The following is an 18,733-nucleotide window of genomic DNA, read 5'->3' as shown; positions in this document are numbered from 1 at the left end:
CGCCCGGCCGGGTCCCACCGGTCGGGCGTACGAACCCGGGGAGTGCCGGCGGCACTCCCGCACGCCTTACGGGTTGGAGCCGACGATGGTCGGGATGATCGCGGTGCCGGTCTTCTTGACCAGGTAGGCGCCCTTGAAGATCGGCTTGGCACCGACCGGAACGGCGCTGCCGCAGTTGGTCGAGGAGACGACGTTGAGCTCACCGGTGGTGCTGGAGACCGCGAGCTTGCCCGTCGAGTTGGTGTACGTGCCGGACGCCTTGCCCGTCACGCGGAAGACGCAGGCGCCGACGGTGACCTTGGCGTCGACGTTGCCGACGTAGCCCTTGGTGACGCCGGTCGCGGCGGTGTAGTCCTGTGCCACCACGGTCCACGGGGTGGTGGCGACGGTGGTCACGTTGCCCAGGACGCTGGTGCAGGGCGAGCCGGTGGCACCGAAGGTGATGGCGCTGATCGAGGCGACGGTGGCGGGGTTGCCGGTCGCGCTGGCCATCGAGCCGGACCCGCCCGAGGTCGTACACGTCATGGCGATGCCGTTGACGCTGAGGACGATGTTCCCGCTGTTCGTCGCCGTGAAGGCGGCGGGGGAGGGGTTGACGGTCCACGTGGTGGACGGCACGGCCGAGGCGGTGCCCGCGGTCAGGGCGAGTGCGGCGGCAGCGGCACCAGTGACGAAGGCGAGGTTTCTGAGGGTGTTCTTCATGGCTGTGGGACTCCTTGGGGATTGACCGGCGGAGGTGGGCCGCAGCTGTGCGATGGGGGAGACGCAGACGGCCCGCGGCTCGGTGTTCCTCGGCCGCGACGCTGACGTTACTTGCGGGAAACTTGGCTGAACAATGGCGTAGTTCAAGATTCTTTGAAGAGCCCGCATTAACTGTTCACGGGGTGAGCGGTCCTCGGCATCGCATTAGCGACCGGGTGCGTAAAATCGATAATTCCGGTCGATCGGGCGCCGATCCGGCCTGTTTCCCCTCGTGCAGGGCGTATGCAGCCCGACCGGGGAGTTGGGGGTGCTCTGCGTCGTGACAATCGGCGGCGCGCATGTGTAATCCACGTGACAAGGAATGCGGGTTCCGGACCGTCCCGCGAAAAACTCGCGACCCACTTATTGCCGTCCGATGTTACTCGGCCGTAGCGTTCCGGGTGCGATGCTCGCCCCCTGGTAGGCGGCCCCTGAACGGGGGAGTCCTGACGGCGGAGACAAGTGGCGCACCCGAATTTGTCCACGCGGTGACAAGTTCCCCGACCCCGGTTCGAATTGGTGTCACACCTATTGTCCGGTGATCGTGAACGACCTAACGTGCGGCCCGCGACGCACATGTGGCGCGCGACTGCTGGAGGTGGAGTGGGAATCGAAGTGGCTGTTGAAGGTCTGACCATGTCCTTCGGCAAGCAGAACATCTGGCAGGACGTGACCCTGACGTTGCCCGCAGGGGAAGTGAGCGTCATGCTCGGCCCTTCCGGAACCGGGAAGACGGTCTTCCTCAAGTCGCTCATCGGCCTGCTGAAGCCGGAAAGAGGACGAGTCCTCGTGGCCGGCGTCGACATGGTGAACAGCCCCGAGCGCGATATTTACGAGGCCCGCAAACTCTTCGGTCTCATGTTCCAGGACGGCGCCCTCTTCGGGTCCATGTCCCTCTTCGACAACATCGCCTTCCCGCTGCGCGAGCACACGCGGAAGAAGGAGTCGGAGATCCGCCGGATCGTCATGGAGCGCATCGACGTCGTCGGACTCCTCGGCTCGGAAGGCAAGCTCCCCGGTGAGATCAGCGGCGGCATGCGCAAGCGGGCGGGACTGGCCCGCGCGCTCGTGCTCGATCCGCAGATCGTGCTGTGCGACGAGCCGGACTCCGGTCTCGACCCCGTCCGCACCGCCAACCTCTCGCAGTTGCTGATCGACCTCAACGCGCAGATCGACGCGACGATGCTCATCGTCACCCACAACCTCGACATCGCCGCGACCGTCCCCGACAACATGGGGATGCTCTTCCGGCGCAACCTCGTCACCTTCGGCCCGCGGGAACTGCTGCTCACCAGTGACGAACCGGTCGTGGCGCAGTTCCTCGCGGGGCGGCGCGAAGGGCCCATCGGGATGTCCGAGGAGAAGGACGCGGCCACCCTCGCCGCCGAGGCCGCCGTGCCCGGCGTCGTACCCGCCGCGCCCCGGGTCATCGTCCCGCAACTGGAGCCCTCGCCCGGACTCCCGCCGCGCCAGGCCGCCATCAGGCGGCGCGAGCGCGTCCTCGCCATGCTCGACACGCTGCCGCCCGCCGCCCGTACCGCCATCGAGGACACCTACGCGCGCGGGGCGCAAGCGCCGACCCTGCGGATTCCGGCCACCGGGAGCGGCTCGTGATCACGGGCGCGCTGCGGCAGACCGGCCGGCTCTTCGCCCTCGCGGCCGAGGTGGGGCGGTCCATCTTCAGACGGCCCTTCCAGTTCCGGGAGTTCGTCGAACAGTTCTGGTTCATCGCCAGCGTCACGATCCTGCCCGCCGCGCTCGTCTCCATCCCGTTCGGCGCGGTGATCGCCCTCCAGGTCGGCTCGCTCACCCAGCAGTTGGGCGCCCAGTCCTTCACCGGAGGCGCCAGCGTCCTCGCCGTCATCCAGCAGGCGAGCCCGCTCATCGTCGCGCTGCTCATCGCCGGCGCGGGCGGCTCCGCCATCTGCGCCGACCTCGGCTCCCGCAAGATCCGAGAGGAGCTCGACGCGATGGAGGTCATGGGGGTCTCGCCGGTCCAACGCCTGGTCGTGCCGAGGGTGCTGGCGACGATGGGCGTGGCCGTGCTCCTCAACGGCCTGGTGTCCGTGGTCGGCACGCTCGGCGGGTACTTCTTCAACGTCATCCTCCAGGGCGGCACCCCGGGCGCCTACCTGTCCAGCTTCTCCGCACTCGCCCAGCTGCCCGACCTGTACATCAGTGAATTCAAGGCCCTGATCTTCGGGTTCATCGCGGGCATCGTCGCCGCCTACCGCGGCCTCAACCCGCGCGGCGGCCCCAAGGGGGTCGGCGACGCCGTCAACCAGTCCGTCGTCATCACCTTCATGCTGCTGTTCTTCGTGAACATGGTGCTGACGGGCATCTACCTGCAAATCGTCCCGCCGAAGGGAGGCTGAGGTCGATGGCCTCCCCGTTCCTCTGGCTCGACCGGTCCGGCGACCAGTTCCTGTTCTACGTCAAGGCACTGGCCTGGATTCCGCGCACCCTGCGCCGCTACCTCAAGGAGGTCCAGCGGCTGCTCGCCGAGGTGGCCTTCGGCTCCGGCGGACTCGGTGTCATCGGCGGCACCATCGGCGTGATGATCGCGATGACCCTGTTCACCGGCACCGTCGTCGGGCTCCAGGGGTACGCGGCCCTCGACCAGATCGGCACCGCCGCGTTCACCGGCTTCGTCTCCGCGTACTTCAACACCCGCGAGATCGCGCCCCTGGTCGCCGGGCTCGCCCTCTCCGCGACCGTCGGCGCGGGCTTCACCGCCCAACTCGGCGCGATGCGGATCAACGAGGAGGTCGACGCCCTCGAAGGCATGGGCATCCGCTCCATCCCGTACCTGGTCACCACCCGCATCATCGCGGGCGTCGCCGCGATCATCCCGCTCTACGCGATCGGCCTCCTCTCGTCGTACCTCGCCTCCCGCTACGTGACCGTCCTGTTCAACGGCCAGTCCCAGGGAACGTACGACCACTACTTCAACCTGTTCCTCTCCCCGACGGACGTCGTGCTGTCGGTCCTCAAGGTGTTGATCTTCAGCGTCATGGTGATCCTCGCCCACTGCTACTACGGGTTCCGCGCCTCCGGCGGCCCCGCCGGGGTCGGCGTCGCGGTGGGCCGGTCCGTGCGCAACGCGATCGTGCTCATCAGCGTCACCGACTTCTTCCTGTCGCTGGCCCTGTGGGGCGCGACCACGACCGTGAAGGTGGCGGGGTGAGATGAGCAGCCCACGCGTGATGAGCAGCCCACGAGTCACGACCCTGCGCCGCCGCACCGCCGGCCTCGTCTTCTTGCTCGTCCCCGCCCTCCTGGTCTGGCTGGCGATCGCCGTCTACGACAAGCAGTTCACCGACAGCACCCCGATCACCATCGAGACGGGCAGCGTCGGCAACGAGATGCACCCGGGGGCCGAGGTGAAGATGCGCGGCGTCGTCATCGGCGAGGTCCGCTCCATCGCCGCCACCGGCACGGGAGCCCGGCTCACCCTCGCGATGGATCCCGACACCCTCCACGAGGTTCCCGCCGACGTGCGCGCCCAGATGCTGCCGACAACCCTGTTCGGGGAACGGTTCGTGGCGCTCGTACCGCCGGCGTCGCCCTCGTCCGAACCGATCGGCGCCGGCGCCGTCATCCCCGAGGACCGCTCCAGCAGCGCGGTGGAACTCCAGCAGGTCCTGGACAACGTGCTGCCCATGCTCACCGCCGTCCAGCCGCAGAAGCTCTCCGCCACCCTGTCCGCCGTCTCCCGGGCACTCGAAGGGCGCGGCGCCAAGCTCGGCGACACCCTCGCCCAACTCGACGCGCACCTGCAGAAGTTCAACCCCGAACTGCCCGCGCTCAACCGGGACCTCAAGGAACTCGTCAAGGTCAGCAACGTGTACGCGGACGCGGCCCCGGACATCGTCACGGCCCTCACCGACTTCACCACCACCAGCGGCACGCTCGCCGAGAAGGAGAGCGAGCTGGCCGCCACCTTCGGGGCCACCACCCGGACCGCCCAGGACATCACCACCTTCCTGCGCCAGAACAAGGACAACATCATCCGGCTCGCCGCCACCGGCAGGCCGACCCTGGAACTGCTCGCCGAATACTCCTCGTCGTTCCCCTGCACCCTGCGCACCCTCGCCGAATTCGTACCGGCCATGGACAAGGCCCTCGGCAAGGGCACCGACCGGCCCGGGCTGCACGTCAACGTGGTCACCGTGCCCTCGCGGGGGGCCTACGCACCCGGTCGCGACACCCCCTCGTACACCTCGGGCGGCGGTCCGCACTGCTACCCCGTGCCCTACCTCGGTGTCCCGGTGGCACCCGCCGCGCGGGCCACGGCGGCGGCCGACCAGGACCTCGGTCCCGCCAACTCCGCGCAGGAGAACGACATCCTGAACGAACTCCTCGCGCCCGCCGCCGACAAGCGGCCAGGCGACCTGCCCGACTGGAGCAGCCTGCTGGCCGGACCCGCGTACCGCGGAGCGGAGGTGGTCCTCAAGTGAGGGACGACCTCGCACACACCCGACGGCGCCCCCTGACCGGCCCGGTGATCAAGTCCCTGATCTTCGTCCTGGTCACGGCCCTCGCCACGACCGTGCTCGCGCTCAGCATCGCCAACACCGGAGTGGACTCGGGTACGCGCTCGTACAAGGCGCTGTTCACCGACGTCACCGGGCTCATCGACGGGGACAGCGTACGGATCTCGGGCGTGAAGGTCGGCGAGGTGACGGACGTCCGCGTCGTCGACCGGCGCACCGCCCAGGTCACCTTCCGCATCCGCGAGGACCGCACGCTGCCCGTCTCGGCGACCGCCGCGGTGAAATACCTCAACATGGTCGGGCAGCGCTACGTCGCCCTCGACCGGGGCAGCGGCGACGTGGGCTCCGCCCTGCCGCCCGGCTCCACCATCCCGCTGGACCGCACGACGCCCGCTCTCGACATGACGCTCCTCTTCAACGGGTTCAAGCCGCTCTTCGAGGGCCTGTCGCCGACTGACATCAACGACCTCGCCGAGTCGCTCGTACAGGTCCTCCAGGGCGAGGGCGGCACCGTCGACAGCCTCCTTCGGCACATCGGGTCACTCACCCGCACCGTCGCCGCCAAGGACCAGGTGATCGGCCAGGTGGTCACGAACCTCAACACCGTCCTGGACACGCTCAACACCCGCGAGGCCGCCTTCGGCGATCTCGTCGTCACCCTCCAGAAGCTCGTCACGGGCTTCAACGACGACCGCAAGCCGCTCGGTGAGGCCGTCCAGGCGATGGGTGACCTCACCACCGTGACCGCGGGACTCCTCCAGGACGGGCGGGCCCCCCTCAAGCGGAGCATCGGCGAACTGGGCCGCCTCTCGAACACCCTCGGCGACCACACGCCGCAGATCGAGGACTTCCTCGAAAGGACACCGGCCAAGATGGCCGCCCTGGCACGGCTGTCCTCGTACGGGTCCTGGTTCAACCTCTACCTCTGCGAGGCCCGCGTGAGCGGTGTGAGCACCTCCGACGGCTCCAAGCCGCCGACCGGCATCATCGTGACCGAATCGAGGTGCCGCGGATGAGCCGCCCGCCCCGGTTCACCCCCGTCAAGGACCGCAACCCCGTCACGGTGGCCGTCGTCGGACTCGTCGTGCTCGTCATGACGGCCGTCCTCGCCTACAACCTGGACCGCCTGCCGTTCTCCGGCGCGGGCACGACCTACAGCGCCGACTTCACCGAGGCCGCCGGACTCGCCACCGGCGACGAGGTGCGCATCGCCGGCGTCAAGGTCGGTTCGGTCACCGGCGTCGCCCTCGACGGACCCAAGGTGAAGGTGACCTTCGGGGTCGGCGACGCCTGGGTCGGTGACCGCTCCACCGCCGCCATCGCCATCAAGACCCTGCTCGGCGAGAAGTACCTGGCCCTCGACCCACTGGGCGCCGAACGTCAGGACCCCGGCAGCCGCATCCCGTCGACGCGCACCACGTCCCCGTACGACGTGACCCAGGCGTTCCAGGACCTGAGCGGCACCGTCGACGCCATCGACACCAAGAAGCTCGCCGAAAGCTTCGAGACGATCTCCGCCACCTTCAAGAACTCGCCGCCGAGCGTGCGCAGCGCCGCCACCGGCCTGTCCGAACTCTCCAAGTCCGTCTCCAGCCGTGACGCCCAACTGTCCCAACTCCTTAAGGGGAGCCGGACGTTCACCAAAACCCTGGAGGGCAAGAAGTCAAGCTTCGAGACCCTCATCGAGGACGGCGGTTCACTGCTCGGAGAGTTGAAGGACCGGCGCGACGCCATCCGCGCCCTGCTCAAGGGCAGCCGTGAGCTGGGCACGCAGCTCAGCGGCATCGTCGCCGACAACGACCGCCAACTCGGCCCCACCCTGAAGGCCCTCAGCCGCGTCACCGAGGTCCTGGAGAAGAACAGCGGCCAGCTCGACAAGACCCTCGCCCTCGTCGGCCCGTACTACCGGCTCGTCGGCAACACCCTGGGCAACGGCCACTGGTTCGACAGCTACCTGTGCGGAGTCGTGCCGCGCAACTACCTGCCCGAGGCGTCACAGCCCAAGACCGGATGCCAACCGCCGCAGCAGACGTCGCCGGCGGCGGCGAAGGGAAGCGGTGCCCGATGACCGAACTCAGAAGACCCCTCGTCATCGGGCTCGCCATGGTGGTGCTCGCGGCCTGCGGCCTCGTCGCCGTCCGCGCCCTCGGCTCCGACGGCTCCCGTGTCACGGCCTATTTCGACCGCGCCGTCGGCATCTACGCCGGCTCGGACCTGCGCATCCTCGGGGTGCGCGTCGGCGAGGTCGAGTCCGTGGAGCCCGAGGGCACCCGGGTACGCGTCCGACTCCACATCGACGACGGCGTACGCGTCGCGGCCGACGCGCGGGCCGTCATCGTCGCCCCCAGCATCGTCGCGGACCGGTACGTCCAACTCACCCCGGCCTACGCCTCGGGCCCCGCCCTCGCCAACGGAGCCCACCTCGCCGCGTCCCGCAACCGGACCCCCGTCGAGATCGACCAGCTGTACGCCTCGATCACCGACCTCGGCCAGGCCCTCGGCCCCGACGGCGCCAATGCGGGCGGAGCCCTGGCCGGCCTGATCGACACCGGCGCGAAGAACCTGCGCGGCAACGGCGACGCGATCGGCACGTCCATCCAGGAGTTCGGCAAGGCGGCCAAGACCCTCGACGGCAGCAGCGACGACCTGTTCGCCACGCTCGGCCAGCTCCAGACGTTCACGACCATGCTCAAGGACAAGGACGGCGACGTCCGCACCGCCCAGGAACGCCTCGACGACGTGGTGACGTTCTTCGCCGACAACAAGGACGACCTCGCGGGCGCCCTCACCGAACTCGGCACGGCCCTCGCCCAGGTCAAGACCTTCATCGAGAACAACCGGGGCGAGCTGAAGCAGAACGTCGACCGGCTGGTCCCCCTGACCCAGACCCTCGTCGACCAGCGGGCCTCCCTCGCCGAGGCACTCGACGTGGCCCCGCTCGCGGCGTCCAACGTGGTGGGCGCGTACAACAAGGACACCCGCACCCTCGACGGCCGGGCCAACCTCAACGAGATCAGCATGGGCGGACCGCTGCTCCCCCTGCCCGTGGCGGGCGGCTCCTCGGCCGCCGGGAAGGGGGGTCGATGAAGCGCCGCGGACCCCTCACCGGAAAGGCCGCCGGGGCGGGCATCGCCGGGATCGTCGCCCTGGGCGCGGTCGTGGTCCTCACCGTGACCATGCTCCCCGCCGACCTGCCCCGCTTCGACGGCATCGAGGACCTGCCGCTGCCCGGCGGCGCGGACCTCGGCTCCCACCCGTACACGGTCACCGCCGAACTCGCCGACGTCCTCAGCCTCGTCCCGCAGTCCGCCGTCAAGGTCAACGACGTCGCCGTCGGCCGCGTCACCGAGATCCGCCTCGGGACCGGCGACTGGACGGCGCGCGTCACCATGAAGATCAACGGGGACATCCGGCTGCCCGCCGACGCGGGCGCCCGCCTCCAGCAGTCCAGCCTGCTCGGCGAGAAGTTCATCGAACTCACCGCCCCCGCCAAAGACGCGGGCGGTGCGCGCCTCACCAACGGCAGTACGATCCCGCTCGCCCGCACCAGCCGCGACACCGAGGTCGAGGAGGTCTTCGGCGCCCTGTCCCTGCTGCTCAACGGCGGTGGGGTCAACCAGCTGAAGACCATCACCAAGGAGCTGAACGCCGCGCTGGGCGGACGCGAGCCCGAGGTCCGCTCCATGCTGGAGCGGGTCAACACCCTGGTGAGCGAACTCGACGCGCACCGGGACGACATCACCCAGGCCCTCGACGGGGTCAACCGGCTCTCCACCACCCTGGCCGGGCGCAAGGAGGACGTGGGGAAGGTCATCACCGGCCTCTCGCCGGGCCTCAAGACCCTGGAGAACCAGAGGGGTTCGCTCCTGACCATGCTGCGCGCCCTCGACACGCTGTCCGGCGTCGCCGTCTCCACCATCAACGCGGGCAAGGACGACATGGTCGCTGACCTCAAGGCACTGGCGCCGACCCTGCAAGCACTCGCCGACGCCGGCGCCGACCTGCCCGACTCCCTCCAGGCGCTGCTGACGTACCCCTTCACCGACGAGGTGATGCGGGGCATCAAGGGCGACTACCTCAACACCTACCTGCACATCGCCGCCGAACCGGGCACGCAGGTGATCCCGCCGCTCGTCCCGCGGGCCACGCCCGGCCCGACGCCGACCCCCACCCCTCCCACCGATCCGGGCACCACCGGCCGCGGGGGCGCGTCCGGCCGCGGTTCCACGAAGCCGCCCTCACCGCTGCCGCTGCCGCCCGTCCAGACCTTCGAACCGCCGGGAGCCTCGTCCTCCCCGAGCGCGCGGAGCACCACCGACGGAGCGAAGGACGGAGGGAAGACCCGGTGATCACCCTCGCCGTACGACTGAAGAACCTCGCGTTCCTCGTCATCTCCGTCCTCGTCCTCGGTCTCCTCGGCATCCGCTACGCCGACCTCGGCCGCTACATCGGCGTCGCCGACTACTACACCGTCGACGTCCACCTCTCCCGGACCGGGGGCCTGTTTCCCCACTCGGACGTCACCTACCGGGGCGTATCCGTAGGACGCGTCGGCGCCATCGACCTCACCGCCGACGGGGTCGTGGCCCGGCTGCACATCAAGAAGGCGGCCGCCCGCGTCCCCGCCGACGCCCAGGCCGTCGTCGCCGGACTGTCCGCCGTCGGCGAGCAGTACATCGACCTGCGGCCCCGCAGCGACCAGGGCCCGTATCTCAGGGAGGGCGCCCGTATCGACCAGGCCGACACAGAGGTCCCCGCACCCGTCACCGACCTCCTGGCCAGCATGAACGACCTCACCCGGTCCGTTCCGCTCGACTCGCTGCGCACGGTCGTCGACGAGCTGGGCAAGACCTTCGAAGGCCACGGCGACGACCTCCAGGCCCTGATCGACAGCGGCAGCGCGTTCGTGCAGGCCGCCGACCGCTCCCTGCCCGCGACCACCCGCCTCATCAACGACGGCGAGGTCGTCCTGCGCACCCAGGCGGAGGAAGCCCGGGCCATCAGGGACTTCGCCACCGGCGCACGCGAACTCGCCGTCACCCTCAAGGGATCCGACAGCGATGTCCGCCGCCTGCTCGCCGTCACGCCGGACGCGGCCACCCAGATCAGCGGCCTCCTGCGCGACCTCGACCCCAGCCTCGGCGTGGTCCTGGCCAACCTCCTCACCACCTCGGAGATCGCCGTCACCCGGCAGCGCGGCCTGGAGGAACTGCTCGTGAAGTTCCCCGCGGCCGTCTCCGCGGGCGCCACCACCGTCGACGGAGGACGGATGAACCTCGGCATGGCCGTCACCTTCTTCAAGCCCCTGCCCTGCACCTCCGGCTACGGCGGCACCCGCTACCGCAACGGCCTGGACCTCGGTACCGCACCCGCCCTCAACACCGGAGCCTCCTGCACCAGCCCGGCCTCGTCCGGGAGGAACGTGCGCGGCTCCGCGAACGCCCCCCAGGGCGGCCCCGTCCCCACCCCGGCCAAACCGGGCTCCCTGCCCTCGGGCAGCGCCGGCTCCGCCACCGCACCGGCCGCGCAGCCCCTGCCCGGCGCACTCGCCCTGCCGGGCCAGGCCGGTGGCCCCACGGACCTGGCCGGGCTGCTCGGCCTCGGCGCCGGGAGCGGCCGATGAAGCGAGCGCGCGTCTTCGCGGGCGCGGCCCTGGCAGGGGCGCTCGCCTTCTGCGGGACCGGTGCCTGGACCTACGCACAGGCCCGCACCGACGAGGCTCTCGCCTTCGGCCGGGCGCGGGACGAGGTCCTCGCCCAGGGCCGCGATCACCTCACGGTGCTCAACACCCTGGACGCGTCCACGCGGGAGCACGCGGAGGCCGGCATCGAGGCGTGGCGCGACGCCTCCACCGGGCCGCTGCTCACCGAACTGGGCGCCACCCGGCCGGTGGTGGGTGCCTCGGCCCGTGCCACCGTCACGGAAGCGGCCGTGACCGCGCTGGACCCCCGGGCGGGTACGGCGAAGCTGATCGCGACGATCCGCGTCGACGTCACGCCCCAGGGCACCTCGAAGGCGACGAGCGACCGCAAGCGTCTCGAAGCTGTCCTGGAGCGTACGGGCGGCGACACCTGGAAGGTCAAGGCACTGAGCGCCGTACCGGTGGCGGGCGCGGGCGCCACCGCTTCCGCCACGGCCGGCGCGGAAGGCGAGGCACGGTGACGCTGCTGCGGCGCAAGACGAGGAACGTGCCTGCGGAGATGGTGGGGCCGACGGAGACGGAGGGGCCGGCGGAGACGGAGGGACCCGCAGAGACGGAGGGGCCGGCAGAGACGGAGGGACCGGCCGTGCGGGACACCACGGCTGGTGCCGACGGCGCACCGGAGGCGCGGGACTCCCGCCTCCGCCCGGCCGGCCGGTGGCGCACCCCGGCCGTCGCGGCGGCCGTCGTCCTCCTGCTCCTGGGCGGCGGAGCCTTCTTCCACGGCGCCCACCGACTGCGCGCGACCTCGTCCGCCCAGAACCGCGCCCTCACCGACACCGCGACCACCGAGCGAGTGAGCGGCGAGGTCGGCGACGGCCTCGCCAGGATCTTCTCGTACACCCCCACCGGCGCCGACGCCACCGCGCGATCGGCGCGGACGGTGCTCGGGGGGAAGGCGGCCCGGCAGTACGGCGACCTGTTCGCCCAGCTCCGCGCCAACCTGGAGACGCAGAAGATCACCCTGAACACGAGGGCCGTCCGCACCGGGGTGATCGAACTCGACGGGGACACCGCGCGCCTCCTGGTCCTCCTCGACCAGACCTCACAGCGGGACGGGGGCGCCACGACCTCGGCCGCGGCCCAGCTGACCGTCACCGCCCAGTTCCAAGAGAACCGTTGGCAGATCGTCGACATCAAGACCCGCTGAGAGATGAGCGGGAGACGGGAACACCCCATGAAACTCGCGGTCCGCGCCCTCGTGGGCACCCGGCCGATCCTGGCCGTCGCCCTCGCCCTCACCCTGGTCGCGGGCGGAATCGCCGCGTGGGCGGCCCAGGACTGGTACGGGGCGAGCCACGACGAGTCCGCCGCGTACGCCGTCCAGCGCGACCGGGCGCTCGCGGCGGCGGAACAGGCCGTGCAGAACCTCAACACCCTCGACCACACCAAGGTGGACCAGGGCCTGGATCTGTGGGAGTCGTCCACGACCGGCGACCTGCACGACCAACTCGTCAAAGGGCGTGTCGAGTTCGCGCAACAGGTCAAGGCGGCGAAGACGGTGACCACCGCCCGGGTGCTGTCCGGCGCCGTCACCGAGTTGGACGACCGCGCGGGGCGGGCCAAGGTGCTGGTCGCCCTGCGGATCACCGTGAAGGCGGCTGACGACAAGAGCAGCGAGAAGGACAGCCGCATGCTCGGCGAACTGAGCCGCACCGGAACCCACTGGAAGCTCAGCGCGCTGGGTCAGGCCCCCGTGGGTGGTACGGCGACCGGCTGACCGGCCGCCGTACCGCGAGAGCACGCCGCAGCCGAGAGCCGCCCGCACCCGAGAAGGACAGGCACGATGTCGACGACCCGCCACCTCATCAACCGCCAGCGCCGCCGCCGGACCGTCGGCAACCAGACCGTCCCCGCCGTGCGCCCGGCCGACGCCACCGGCTCACAGGAGCCCCTGGACGGCGCCTCCCGCCCACCCGTGGGCCATCGGCCCGCATCCTCGCCGACGCGGACGCGGACACCGACGAGCGGGGCCGCCGACGCGAAGCGGCAGGAGACGCCCGAGCCGGACGAAGCGGCCGGTACGGCCGCCCGCACGCGCGGGGGCGGAGGGAAACGCCTCGTCCCCCTCCTCGTCCTCTGCGCCCTCACCGTCCTCCTCGGCTCCGGCGCCGGATACGCCCAGAGCCGGGCAGCGGCGCTGAGGGACGATCCCGTACGGGCGAACACCGCGCTCACCGACGTCGCCCGTACCAGCGAGATCAAGGGCCAGGCCGCCAGTGCCGTCGCCTCCCTCTTCTCCTACGACCACGCGCGGCCCGCCGCCTTCGAGAGCGCGGCGAAGACCTTGCTCACCGGCAAGGCCGTCACCCAGCACCGGGCGCTGTTCAACGATGTTCTCGCCCAGGCGGAGAAGCAGAAGACAGTGATCACGACGACGCTCACGGACAGTGCCGTCGAGCGCATCGACGGCGACCGGGCGCGCGTCCTGGTCTACGCGGATCAGAGCAGCGTCAGTACGGCGGGAGCCGAGGGACGGAGCTCTCAGGACCAGGGCGTCTATGCGGGAGCGATGTTCGCCCTGGACCTGGTGGACCGAGACGGGCACTGGCTCGTGGAGGGGATCGACACCTTCGGTCGCTGACCGGAGGTGCGCCGGGCGAGGCCACGACGGCGTGGTCCTGTGCGGTTCGCTGTACGCCGGCCGCTGGAACAACGGGGCGGAGACACAGGGGGCCGCCGGTTACGCCGGGGCCGGGATGCTTGGCGCTGTCGTCGTAGGGCAGACGCTGTCTGGAACGGCGGGCTTCCGCCGGTCGCGGCTCATTCGCACGTGGCAGTGCGGAGCAGGGAGTGCTCCATGATCCTCATCCTCGGTCTCATCCTTTTGATCGCTGCCCTGATCTTCGCCGTGGCAGGGGTCATGGCGAATCTCGGCAGTGCCCACGAGCTCACCAATGACTTCTCCGTCTTCGGCTACCACGTCACCAGCTCGACCGGTGCGCTGTTCCTCTACGGCATCGCTGTCGGAGCGGTCGCCGTCCTGGGCCTTGCCCTCGTCCTGGCGGCGGCCCGCCGGGCCTCCCGCCGCAACCGCCTCGCCCGCCACGAAGCCTCCCTCGCCTCGAAGCGGGAGAGCGCGGTCGTGGACCGAGAACGCGAGGACCTGATCGAGCAGCGTGACGCCGCCCGCGCGCAGAACGCCCAAGCACTCGGCGAGGACCGCCCCACCCCGACGGCCGTCCCGGCCGCGGGTCGCCGGCGCACCAAATGGTTCGGCGGGCACGGCGAGCCCCGCTAGCCCTGGCCGCCCGACACCCTCCCGTCCGTAGCTGTCGAACCCGGCGGCACCCGAATATCTGAGGAACGGGCACCTGTAAATCTGTGTTGGTCGGAGTAGACATTGCGCTGTGGCGTGGTTATGGTTTCTCTCGTAGCCCAGAGAGACCGAAAGGCCCGGCAGGGACGAACCGCCGGGCAGCGGTAAGCGAAGTTCAGGCAGTCGCAGTGCAGCAGTGCGGTGCGGTCATGGAGTGTCGAAGCCAGGGTTGTTGGAAGACGGCGACGGGGCTGATGGCCGGACCGGGCGGCCCGCAGTGATCAGGGGCCGCCGCGAGCAGTCGGGGCCCTGGTGCACAGGCACCAGGGCCCCTCCGTACGCAGAGAAGTTGTCCGGCCGTCCCGAAGCCGGCGATCACCCCCGCCTACGCGATGGGCCGTATCCCTCGGCCCCCCGACAACCCGGCAAGAGGAGGCCCCCATGGAACCGTGCGTGACGGTCTCACCGGACATCGACGGTGTCCGCGTGATCACCTGCACGGGCGAGTTCGACCAGGACACCCTCGAACCTCTTCGGCAGGCGGTCGCGGGCGCCCTCGCCGACCCGGTGCGCACGATCGTGCTGGACGTCAGCAGGATCACGTTCGTTGACTCCTCCATGCTCAACGAGTTGATCCGCCTGTGGCGCACCGGCCGTCCCATGGTCCTGGCGGGCCCCCTGAACCCCCAGATGGCCCGGCTCCTCGAGCTCACCTCGGCCGATCAGCTCTTCACCATCGTCGACAGCGTCGAGGCGGCGCTCACCCTCTAGCTCGGTCGCAGGGACACGTGCTCAGGTGGCGGGGTCGTCCTGCTCGAGGGAGCCTGTGGCCGCGGTGATGCCCAGCTGGAGTGCCGCGAGTCCTGTGGCGAGTGCGTGCCGGTTATCGGCGCTCATGGTGTCGAGGGCCTGGGCGAGCGTCTGCCGGCGCTTCTCTCGTATCTGGGCGAGGTGTAGTTCGCCGGCCGGGGTGAGCCGGGGGGTGAGCTCGCGGCCGTCGCCGGGGCAGGGATGCCGGCGTAGGAATCCGGCGGCCTCCAGCCGGTCGCAGAGCCGGGTTACGGAGGGGGCGGCGGCGCCGAGAAGCTGGGCCAGGGCGCTCATGCGGATCCCGGGCCGGCGGTCGAGCAGGAACATCAGGCGCAGCTGCGTGGTGGAGACCGGTGCTGCCGCAGTGGCCTGGCGGGCGTTCTCGTAGACGACGTCGAGGAGTTCGGCGATGTCGCCGACCGAGCGTGCGGCGTCCGGGTCGATGCCGCTGGGCCCGAAGGCCGGTACAGGCATGTGCGTTCCCTCCGTGCGAGCGGCCCGCCCACCGGTGCCGGTCAAGTGCTGGGGTCCTGCCCGCTGGAGCGGGACTTTATGGCTTCCTGCGAACCGGCGGACACTCTCTCGGCCGTCGAGGCCGTCGAGCCCGCCGACCGATTGATGGCGTGTGGGTTGGTGAGGTAGTCGAGCGTGCCGGTGACCTGCAGGATCCGCTCCAGCGCCGTCGGCCGTCCGTCGAGGTGCAAGCGTACGCCCGCGGCGTCCGTGCGCCGGCGGATCATCAGCAGGACCGCCAGCCCGCTGGAGTCGACGCCGGCCATGTCCGTGCAGTCCAGGTGCAGATCACGCAGGGTGCCCGGGCCGGCCAGGACCGCGGAAACGGAGTCCAGGAGGCGGTCGGCATCCAGGTAGTCGAAGTCGCCGTGCAGCTCGATGCGCACGGCGTCGGCCGTATCGGTGCGGGTGAGGCGCAGTGGCCCGGGTACGGGGATCATCCGGCGGCTCCGCCAACGGTGAGAGGGCTATCGGTCAGGCGCGTGAGGGCGAGGCGGAGCATGTCGGTGGCGCGGGGGAAGTCCTTCAGCTCAGCCGCGAGTACGTCCAGCGCCGGCGGCAGACTCTGCGCCGGGACGCTGCGGGCTTCGAGGATGCCCGCCGTCCACAGCAGGAAGCGGGAGAACAGCTCGGCGTCGCCGGTGTAGAGGGCGGCACCGAGGAACTCCACGATGTGGGCCAAGTCCTCGGCCGTGCGTTCCCGCTGCGCCTCGCTGTAGCCGCGCATCGCCGGAAATCTGCTCTCCAGGGCGGTGAAGACCGTCCGTACGAGCTGCGGTCGGCTGCGGGTGACGAGGGTGTACTCCTGGTCGACCAGGTGCGGCAGGTCATCGATGGGCTGGTGGTCGGGCCGGGGACGCGGCAGGGGCCGGCTCTCGAGAAGATCGGCGGCCGCACGGGCGTCCGGCGTCCACGCGTCCGCACCCAGCAGCCGGGCGTACTCGCCGTCCGGCCCGAACGCGGCTCCTCCCACGAGAACCGGAGCCCCGGCAGCCTGACATGCGGTGATCGTCGCGTGCGCGGTCGGCAGCCGGGTGGGGATCGAACTGGACAGGGCGACGACGTCCGGCCCGGTGCGGTGGATGTGCGCGACGAGATGCGGGGTGGGCACGTGGGCGCCGAGGTAGTCCACCTGCCAGCCCCGCAGCTTGAGGACCTCGGCTACGAGCCGTGCCGGCAGCCCGTGCCACTCCCCGTCCACGCACGCCACCACGACCCGCCCACGCGAGATCTCCGTACGGGCGGCAGGATGTTCGGCGACGACGGCTACGGCACGCTCGTTGATCGCGGTGGCGGCGTGCTCCTGCGCGACGCTGATCCGGTTGGCGGCCCATTGCTCACCGATACGGCCCTGCACCCGGGCGATCACGTTCAGGAAGAGGTCCTGCGGTGCGGCTCCTTCGTCCAGGGCATGGAGGACAGCGGTGACCGCGGCCCGCTCGTCGCCGGCCAAGGCCGCGTTCCAAAGCCGTGCGGTCACGGGTTCCGTGCTTGTCATAGGGGTTGTCACGCCGTGAACCTGCCCCTCGTGTGCCCGTTTACGGCACTGAGGTGGTTGGTTCGGGGCGCGGAGATCGCCACGACGGCCATGTCGTCGTGACGGCCGCCGCCGACCCATTCGGAGGCGAGCATCTGTACCCGCTCCACCACCGCTTCCGCCGGCATCCCCGCGCACTCCCCGAGCACCCGCTGCAGCCGCGCGTCACCGAACATGGCCCCACCCAGCGGTCCGCCTCGTGCCTCGGTGATCCCGTCGGTATAGAGCACGCAGGTCTCGCCCGGGGCGAGCGTCACCTCCGCCGTCTCGGCGGTCACGGTCGGTAGCGCTCCGACCAGCGTGCCGTAGGTCGCGGCCTCCTCCACGGTTCCGTCGACGCGCAGGATCAGGGGAGCGGGATGGCCGGCGCTGGTCAGCCGCAGCTTGACGGAGCCGCCCTCGCGGACCGCCGAGGCCAGGACCAGGGTCGCGAAGCGCGCGTTGTGCGTGCTCAGGAGCGCGGTGTTCAGCAGGTTCAGCATCCGCGGGTGATCATGGGCCATGGGCAGCAGCGCGTGCAGGGTGTTGCGGATCTTTCCCGTCATCACGGCGGCTTCCAGGCCCTTGCCGCAGACGTCGCCAAGGACGACCAGCGACGCGTCGCCCGCCACGGCGGCGGGATGAACGTCGTAGAAGTCCCCGCCGATCCGCTCATGGTCCAGGGAGGGCCGGTAGCCGCCCGCGTACTCGACCCCCGCCACCTGATGCAGCGATGGCGGAAGCAGTTCGCGCATCAGCGTCTCGCTGATCGACGCCTGCTCCGCGTACAGGCGCGCGGCCGACATGGCGGCGCCCGCTCGGGCGGCGAAGAGACCGGCGAATACCTCCTCGCCCTCGGTGAATCCGCTACGGCCGGCGCGGCGCAGCAGGACCAGCGCTCCGGCGGGGACGCCGTGGCCGGGCAGTGGTGTGATCACTATCGACCCGACCGTGCCGAACTCCTCCGGGACCAGCCACTCCGGGGCGGTGGACGGGTCGATCCAGCGCGAGGGGACGGGCGGGAATCCCTGGAGCGCTTCCGCCAGCCCCGGTACGGCCTCGGGCTGTGCGGCAACCCGCGACGCCGTCGGCATCCCGCCGCGGACACAGGACACGATGGGCAGTTCACGGGCGCGTGACGGCGCGATGACCACAGCCGCGTCGGCCAGGTGTTCCGCGGCCATCTGCGCCGTGACGTCCATGCACCGTTCCAGATTCAGCGAAGACAGCAGCACATTCGACGCTTCCCCCAGGAAGGCGGTGCGCTGCCGCTCCATGCGCAAGGCCTCGCGGGCCAGACGGTGGTCGGTGTCGTCGACGAGCCACCACACCACCGTCCCGTCACCGGGGCATGTGGGATGCGCCTCATACGAACGGTCGCCGACCGGCCCCTGCACCAGAGCGCCGGCTTCAGCCACCGAAGCCCGGGCAGGTGCAGGGGCGAGACGGCGGGTGTGGGCTTCGGACAGCCACGCGGGCACGGTCCCCGCGATCGGCGTCCCTGCGCGGGCCTGAGGGAATAGCAGACCGGCAACCTCGTTGACCAGGACCAGGTTTGCCTGGTCGTCTGCCACAAGCACGGGGTAGGGGGCCTCACTCCACGGTGCGCGCACCGAAGGGGCCGCTTCCTGGGTGGGAATCACCAAATCGTTGAGGCCCGCTGCGCGAACCCCTCACCTCATAGTCTCGGAGAAAGT

General features: G+C 70.6%; 19 protein-coding genes and 1 pseudogene. 15 read left to right on the top strand and 5 right to left on the bottom strand.

Features of this window, described 5'->3' with window-relative positions:
- Positions 1-66: 66 nt before the first annotated feature.
- Positions 67-702, bottom strand: coding sequence for a hypothetical protein (locus ACFYYB_RS02455; RefSeq protein WP_389432785.1), 636 nt, complete (start codon positions 700-702; stop codon positions 67-69).
- 642 nt (positions 703-1,344) lie between these two features.
- On the opposite strand from ACFYYB_RS02455, the gene ACFYYB_RS02450 reads away from it, so the two are divergent.
- From ACFYYB_RS02450 to ACFYYB_RS02380, 15 genes and pseudogenes are all read left to right on the top strand, one after another.
- Positions 1,345-2,355 carry an ABC transporter ATP-binding protein gene (locus ACFYYB_RS02450; RefSeq protein ID WP_389432784.1) on the top strand — a complete coding sequence of 337 codons (1,011 nt, stop codon included), beginning with the start codon at positions 1,345-1,347 and terminating at the stop codon, positions 2,353-2,355.
- An 11-nt stretch (positions 2,356-2,366) separates the two neighbouring features.
- Positions 2,367-3,116: pseudogene (locus ACFYYB_RS02445) on the top strand (MlaE family ABC transporter permease); the annotation flags it as partial.
- Between the two features lie 5 nt (positions 3,117-3,121).
- A complete protein-coding gene (locus ACFYYB_RS02440; protein WP_327302842.1) occupies positions 3,122-3,928 on the top strand; it encodes an ABC transporter permease in 807 nt (268 codons plus the stop codon).
- Positions 3,929-3,947: 19 nt separating this feature from the next.
- Positions 3,948-5,201 (top strand): MCE family protein, encoded by a 1,254-nt coding sequence (locus tag ACFYYB_RS02435; protein ID WP_389432783.1) that lies wholly within the window; start codon positions 3,948-3,950, stop codon positions 5,199-5,201.
- Complete coding sequence (locus ACFYYB_RS02430; protein WP_389432782.1) at positions 5,198-6,253, top strand: MCE family protein; 1,056 nt, start codon at positions 5,198-5,200, stop codon at positions 6,251-6,253. Before ACFYYB_RS02435 ends, ACFYYB_RS02430 begins: the two co-directional genes overlap by 4 nt.
- On the top strand, positions 6,250-7,305 hold the full coding sequence (locus ACFYYB_RS02425) for an MCE family protein (RefSeq protein WP_389432781.1): 1,056 nt from the start codon (positions 6,250-6,252) through the stop codon (positions 7,303-7,305). Before ACFYYB_RS02430 ends, ACFYYB_RS02425 begins: the two co-directional genes overlap by 4 nt.
- The gene (locus ACFYYB_RS02420) at positions 7,302-8,324 is read left to right on the top strand and encodes an MCE family protein (protein ID WP_389432780.1); all 1,023 of its coding nucleotides are present in this window, start codon (positions 7,302-7,304) and stop codon (positions 8,322-8,324) included. The genes ACFYYB_RS02425 and ACFYYB_RS02420 overlap by 4 nt, the downstream gene beginning before the upstream one ends.
- On the top strand, positions 8,321-9,586 hold the full coding sequence (locus tag ACFYYB_RS02415; RefSeq protein ID WP_389432779.1) for an MCE family protein: 1,266 nt from the start codon (positions 8,321-8,323) through the stop codon (positions 9,584-9,586). Before ACFYYB_RS02420 ends, ACFYYB_RS02415 begins: the two co-directional genes overlap by 4 nt.
- Complete coding sequence (locus ACFYYB_RS02410; protein WP_389432778.1) at positions 9,583-10,860, top strand: MCE family protein; 1,278 nt, start codon at positions 9,583-9,585, stop codon at positions 10,858-10,860. The genes ACFYYB_RS02415 and ACFYYB_RS02410 overlap by 4 nt, the downstream gene beginning before the upstream one ends.
- Positions 10,857-11,399 carry a hypothetical protein gene (locus tag ACFYYB_RS02405; RefSeq protein ID WP_389432777.1) on the top strand — a complete coding sequence of 181 codons (543 nt, stop codon included), beginning with the start codon at positions 10,857-10,859 and terminating at the stop codon, positions 11,397-11,399. Before ACFYYB_RS02410 ends, ACFYYB_RS02405 begins: the two co-directional genes overlap by 4 nt.
- A 125-nt stretch (positions 11,400-11,524) precedes the next feature.
- Positions 11,525-12,088 (top strand): hypothetical protein, encoded by a 564-nt coding sequence (locus ACFYYB_RS02400; protein ID WP_389432776.1) that lies wholly within the window; start codon positions 11,525-11,527, stop codon positions 12,086-12,088.
- Between the two features lie 27 nt (positions 12,089-12,115).
- Positions 12,116-12,658, top strand: a complete 543-nt coding sequence (locus tag ACFYYB_RS02395) for a hypothetical protein (RefSeq protein WP_389432775.1) — start codon at positions 12,116-12,118, stop codon at positions 12,656-12,658.
- 66 nt (positions 12,659-12,724) lie between these two features.
- A complete protein-coding gene (locus tag ACFYYB_RS02390) occupies positions 12,725-13,522 on the top strand; it encodes a hypothetical protein (RefSeq protein ID WP_389432774.1) in 798 nt (265 codons plus the stop codon).
- A 216-nt stretch (positions 13,523-13,738) separates the two neighbouring features.
- Complete coding sequence (locus ACFYYB_RS02385) at positions 13,739-14,179, top strand: hypothetical protein (protein ID WP_389432773.1); 441 nt, start codon at positions 13,739-13,741, stop codon at positions 14,177-14,179.
- Between the two features lie 471 nt (positions 14,180-14,650).
- Positions 14,651-14,968, top strand: a complete 318-nt coding sequence (locus tag ACFYYB_RS02380) for an STAS domain-containing protein (protein WP_389432772.1) — start codon at positions 14,651-14,653, stop codon at positions 14,966-14,968.
- Between the two features lie 21 nt (positions 14,969-14,989).
- On the opposite strand, the gene ACFYYB_RS02375 is transcribed toward ACFYYB_RS02380, so the two are convergent.
- Genes ACFYYB_RS02375 through ACFYYB_RS02360 form a run of 4 tightly spaced genes read right to left on the bottom strand, consistent with a single transcriptional unit; the run spans position 14,990 to position 18,616 of the window.
- Positions 14,990-15,481: a MarR family transcriptional regulator gene (locus tag ACFYYB_RS02375; RefSeq protein WP_389432771.1), complete on the bottom strand. Its 492-nt coding sequence runs from the start codon at positions 15,479-15,481 to the stop codon at positions 14,990-14,992.
- A 41-nt stretch (positions 15,482-15,522) separates the two neighbouring features.
- Positions 15,523-15,960: an STAS domain-containing protein gene (locus ACFYYB_RS02370; protein WP_389432770.1), complete on the bottom strand. Its 438-nt coding sequence runs from the start codon at positions 15,958-15,960 to the stop codon at positions 15,523-15,525.
- Entirely contained in the window at positions 15,957-17,018 is a 1,062-nt protein-coding gene (locus ACFYYB_RS02365; protein ID WP_389432769.1) for a B12-binding domain-containing protein, read from the bottom strand. Before ACFYYB_RS02365 ends, ACFYYB_RS02370 begins: the two co-directional genes overlap by 4 nt.
- A gap of 8 nt (positions 17,019-17,026) precedes the next feature.
- Positions 17,027-18,616: a PP2C family protein-serine/threonine phosphatase gene (locus ACFYYB_RS02360; protein WP_389432768.1), complete on the bottom strand. Its 1,590-nt coding sequence runs from the start codon at positions 18,614-18,616 to the stop codon at positions 17,027-17,029.
- Positions 18,617-18,733: the final 117 nt, after the last annotated feature.

This window comes from Streptomyces sp. NPDC002886 (genome assembly GCF_042888445.1).
Taxonomy (GTDB): Bacteria; Actinomycetota; Actinomycetes; order Streptomycetales; family Streptomycetaceae; genus Streptomyces.
Note: the sequence above shows the minus strand (reverse complement) of the source record. Positions and strands in the feature narration are given on the sequence as shown.

Coding starts and splice junctions, on each gene's coding strand:
- ACFYYB_RS02365 (WP_389432769.1), bottom strand. CDS start 17,018: ATGACAAGCACGGAACCCGTGACCGCACGGCTTTGGAACGCGGCCTTG.
- ACFYYB_RS02415 (WP_389432779.1), top strand. CDS start 8,321: ATGAAGCGCCGCGGACCCCTCACCGGAAAGGCCGCCGGGGCGGGCATC.
- ACFYYB_RS02425 (WP_389432781.1), top strand. CDS start 6,250: ATGAGCCGCCCGCCCCGGTTCACCCCCGTCAAGGACCGCAACCCCGTC.
- ACFYYB_RS02370 (WP_389432770.1), bottom strand. CDS start 15,960: ATGATCCCCGTACCCGGGCCACTGCGCCTCACCCGCACCGATACGGCC.
- ACFYYB_RS02375 (WP_389432771.1), bottom strand. CDS start 15,481: ATGCCTGTACCGGCCTTCGGGCCCAGCGGCATCGACCCGGACGCCGCA.
- ACFYYB_RS02440 (WP_327302842.1), top strand. CDS start 3,122: ATGGCCTCCCCGTTCCTCTGGCTCGACCGGTCCGGCGACCAGTTCCTG.
- ACFYYB_RS02435 (WP_389432783.1), top strand. CDS start 3,948: ATGAGCAGCCCACGAGTCACGACCCTGCGCCGCCGCACCGCCGGCCTC.
- ACFYYB_RS02455 (WP_389432785.1), bottom strand. CDS start 702: ATGAAGAACACCCTCAGAAACCTCGCCTTCGTCACTGGTGCCGCTGCC.
- ACFYYB_RS02405 (WP_389432777.1), top strand. CDS start 10,857: ATGAAGCGAGCGCGCGTCTTCGCGGGCGCGGCCCTGGCAGGGGCGCTC.
- ACFYYB_RS02385 (WP_389432773.1), top strand. CDS start 13,739: ATGATCCTCATCCTCGGTCTCATCCTTTTGATCGCTGCCCTGATCTTC.
- ACFYYB_RS02390 (WP_389432774.1), top strand. CDS start 12,725: ATGTCGACGACCCGCCACCTCATCAACCGCCAGCGCCGCCGCCGGACC.
- ACFYYB_RS02395 (WP_389432775.1), top strand. CDS start 12,116: ATGAAACTCGCGGTCCGCGCCCTCGTGGGCACCCGGCCGATCCTGGCC.
- ACFYYB_RS02420 (WP_389432780.1), top strand. CDS start 7,302: ATGACCGAACTCAGAAGACCCCTCGTCATCGGGCTCGCCATGGTGGTG.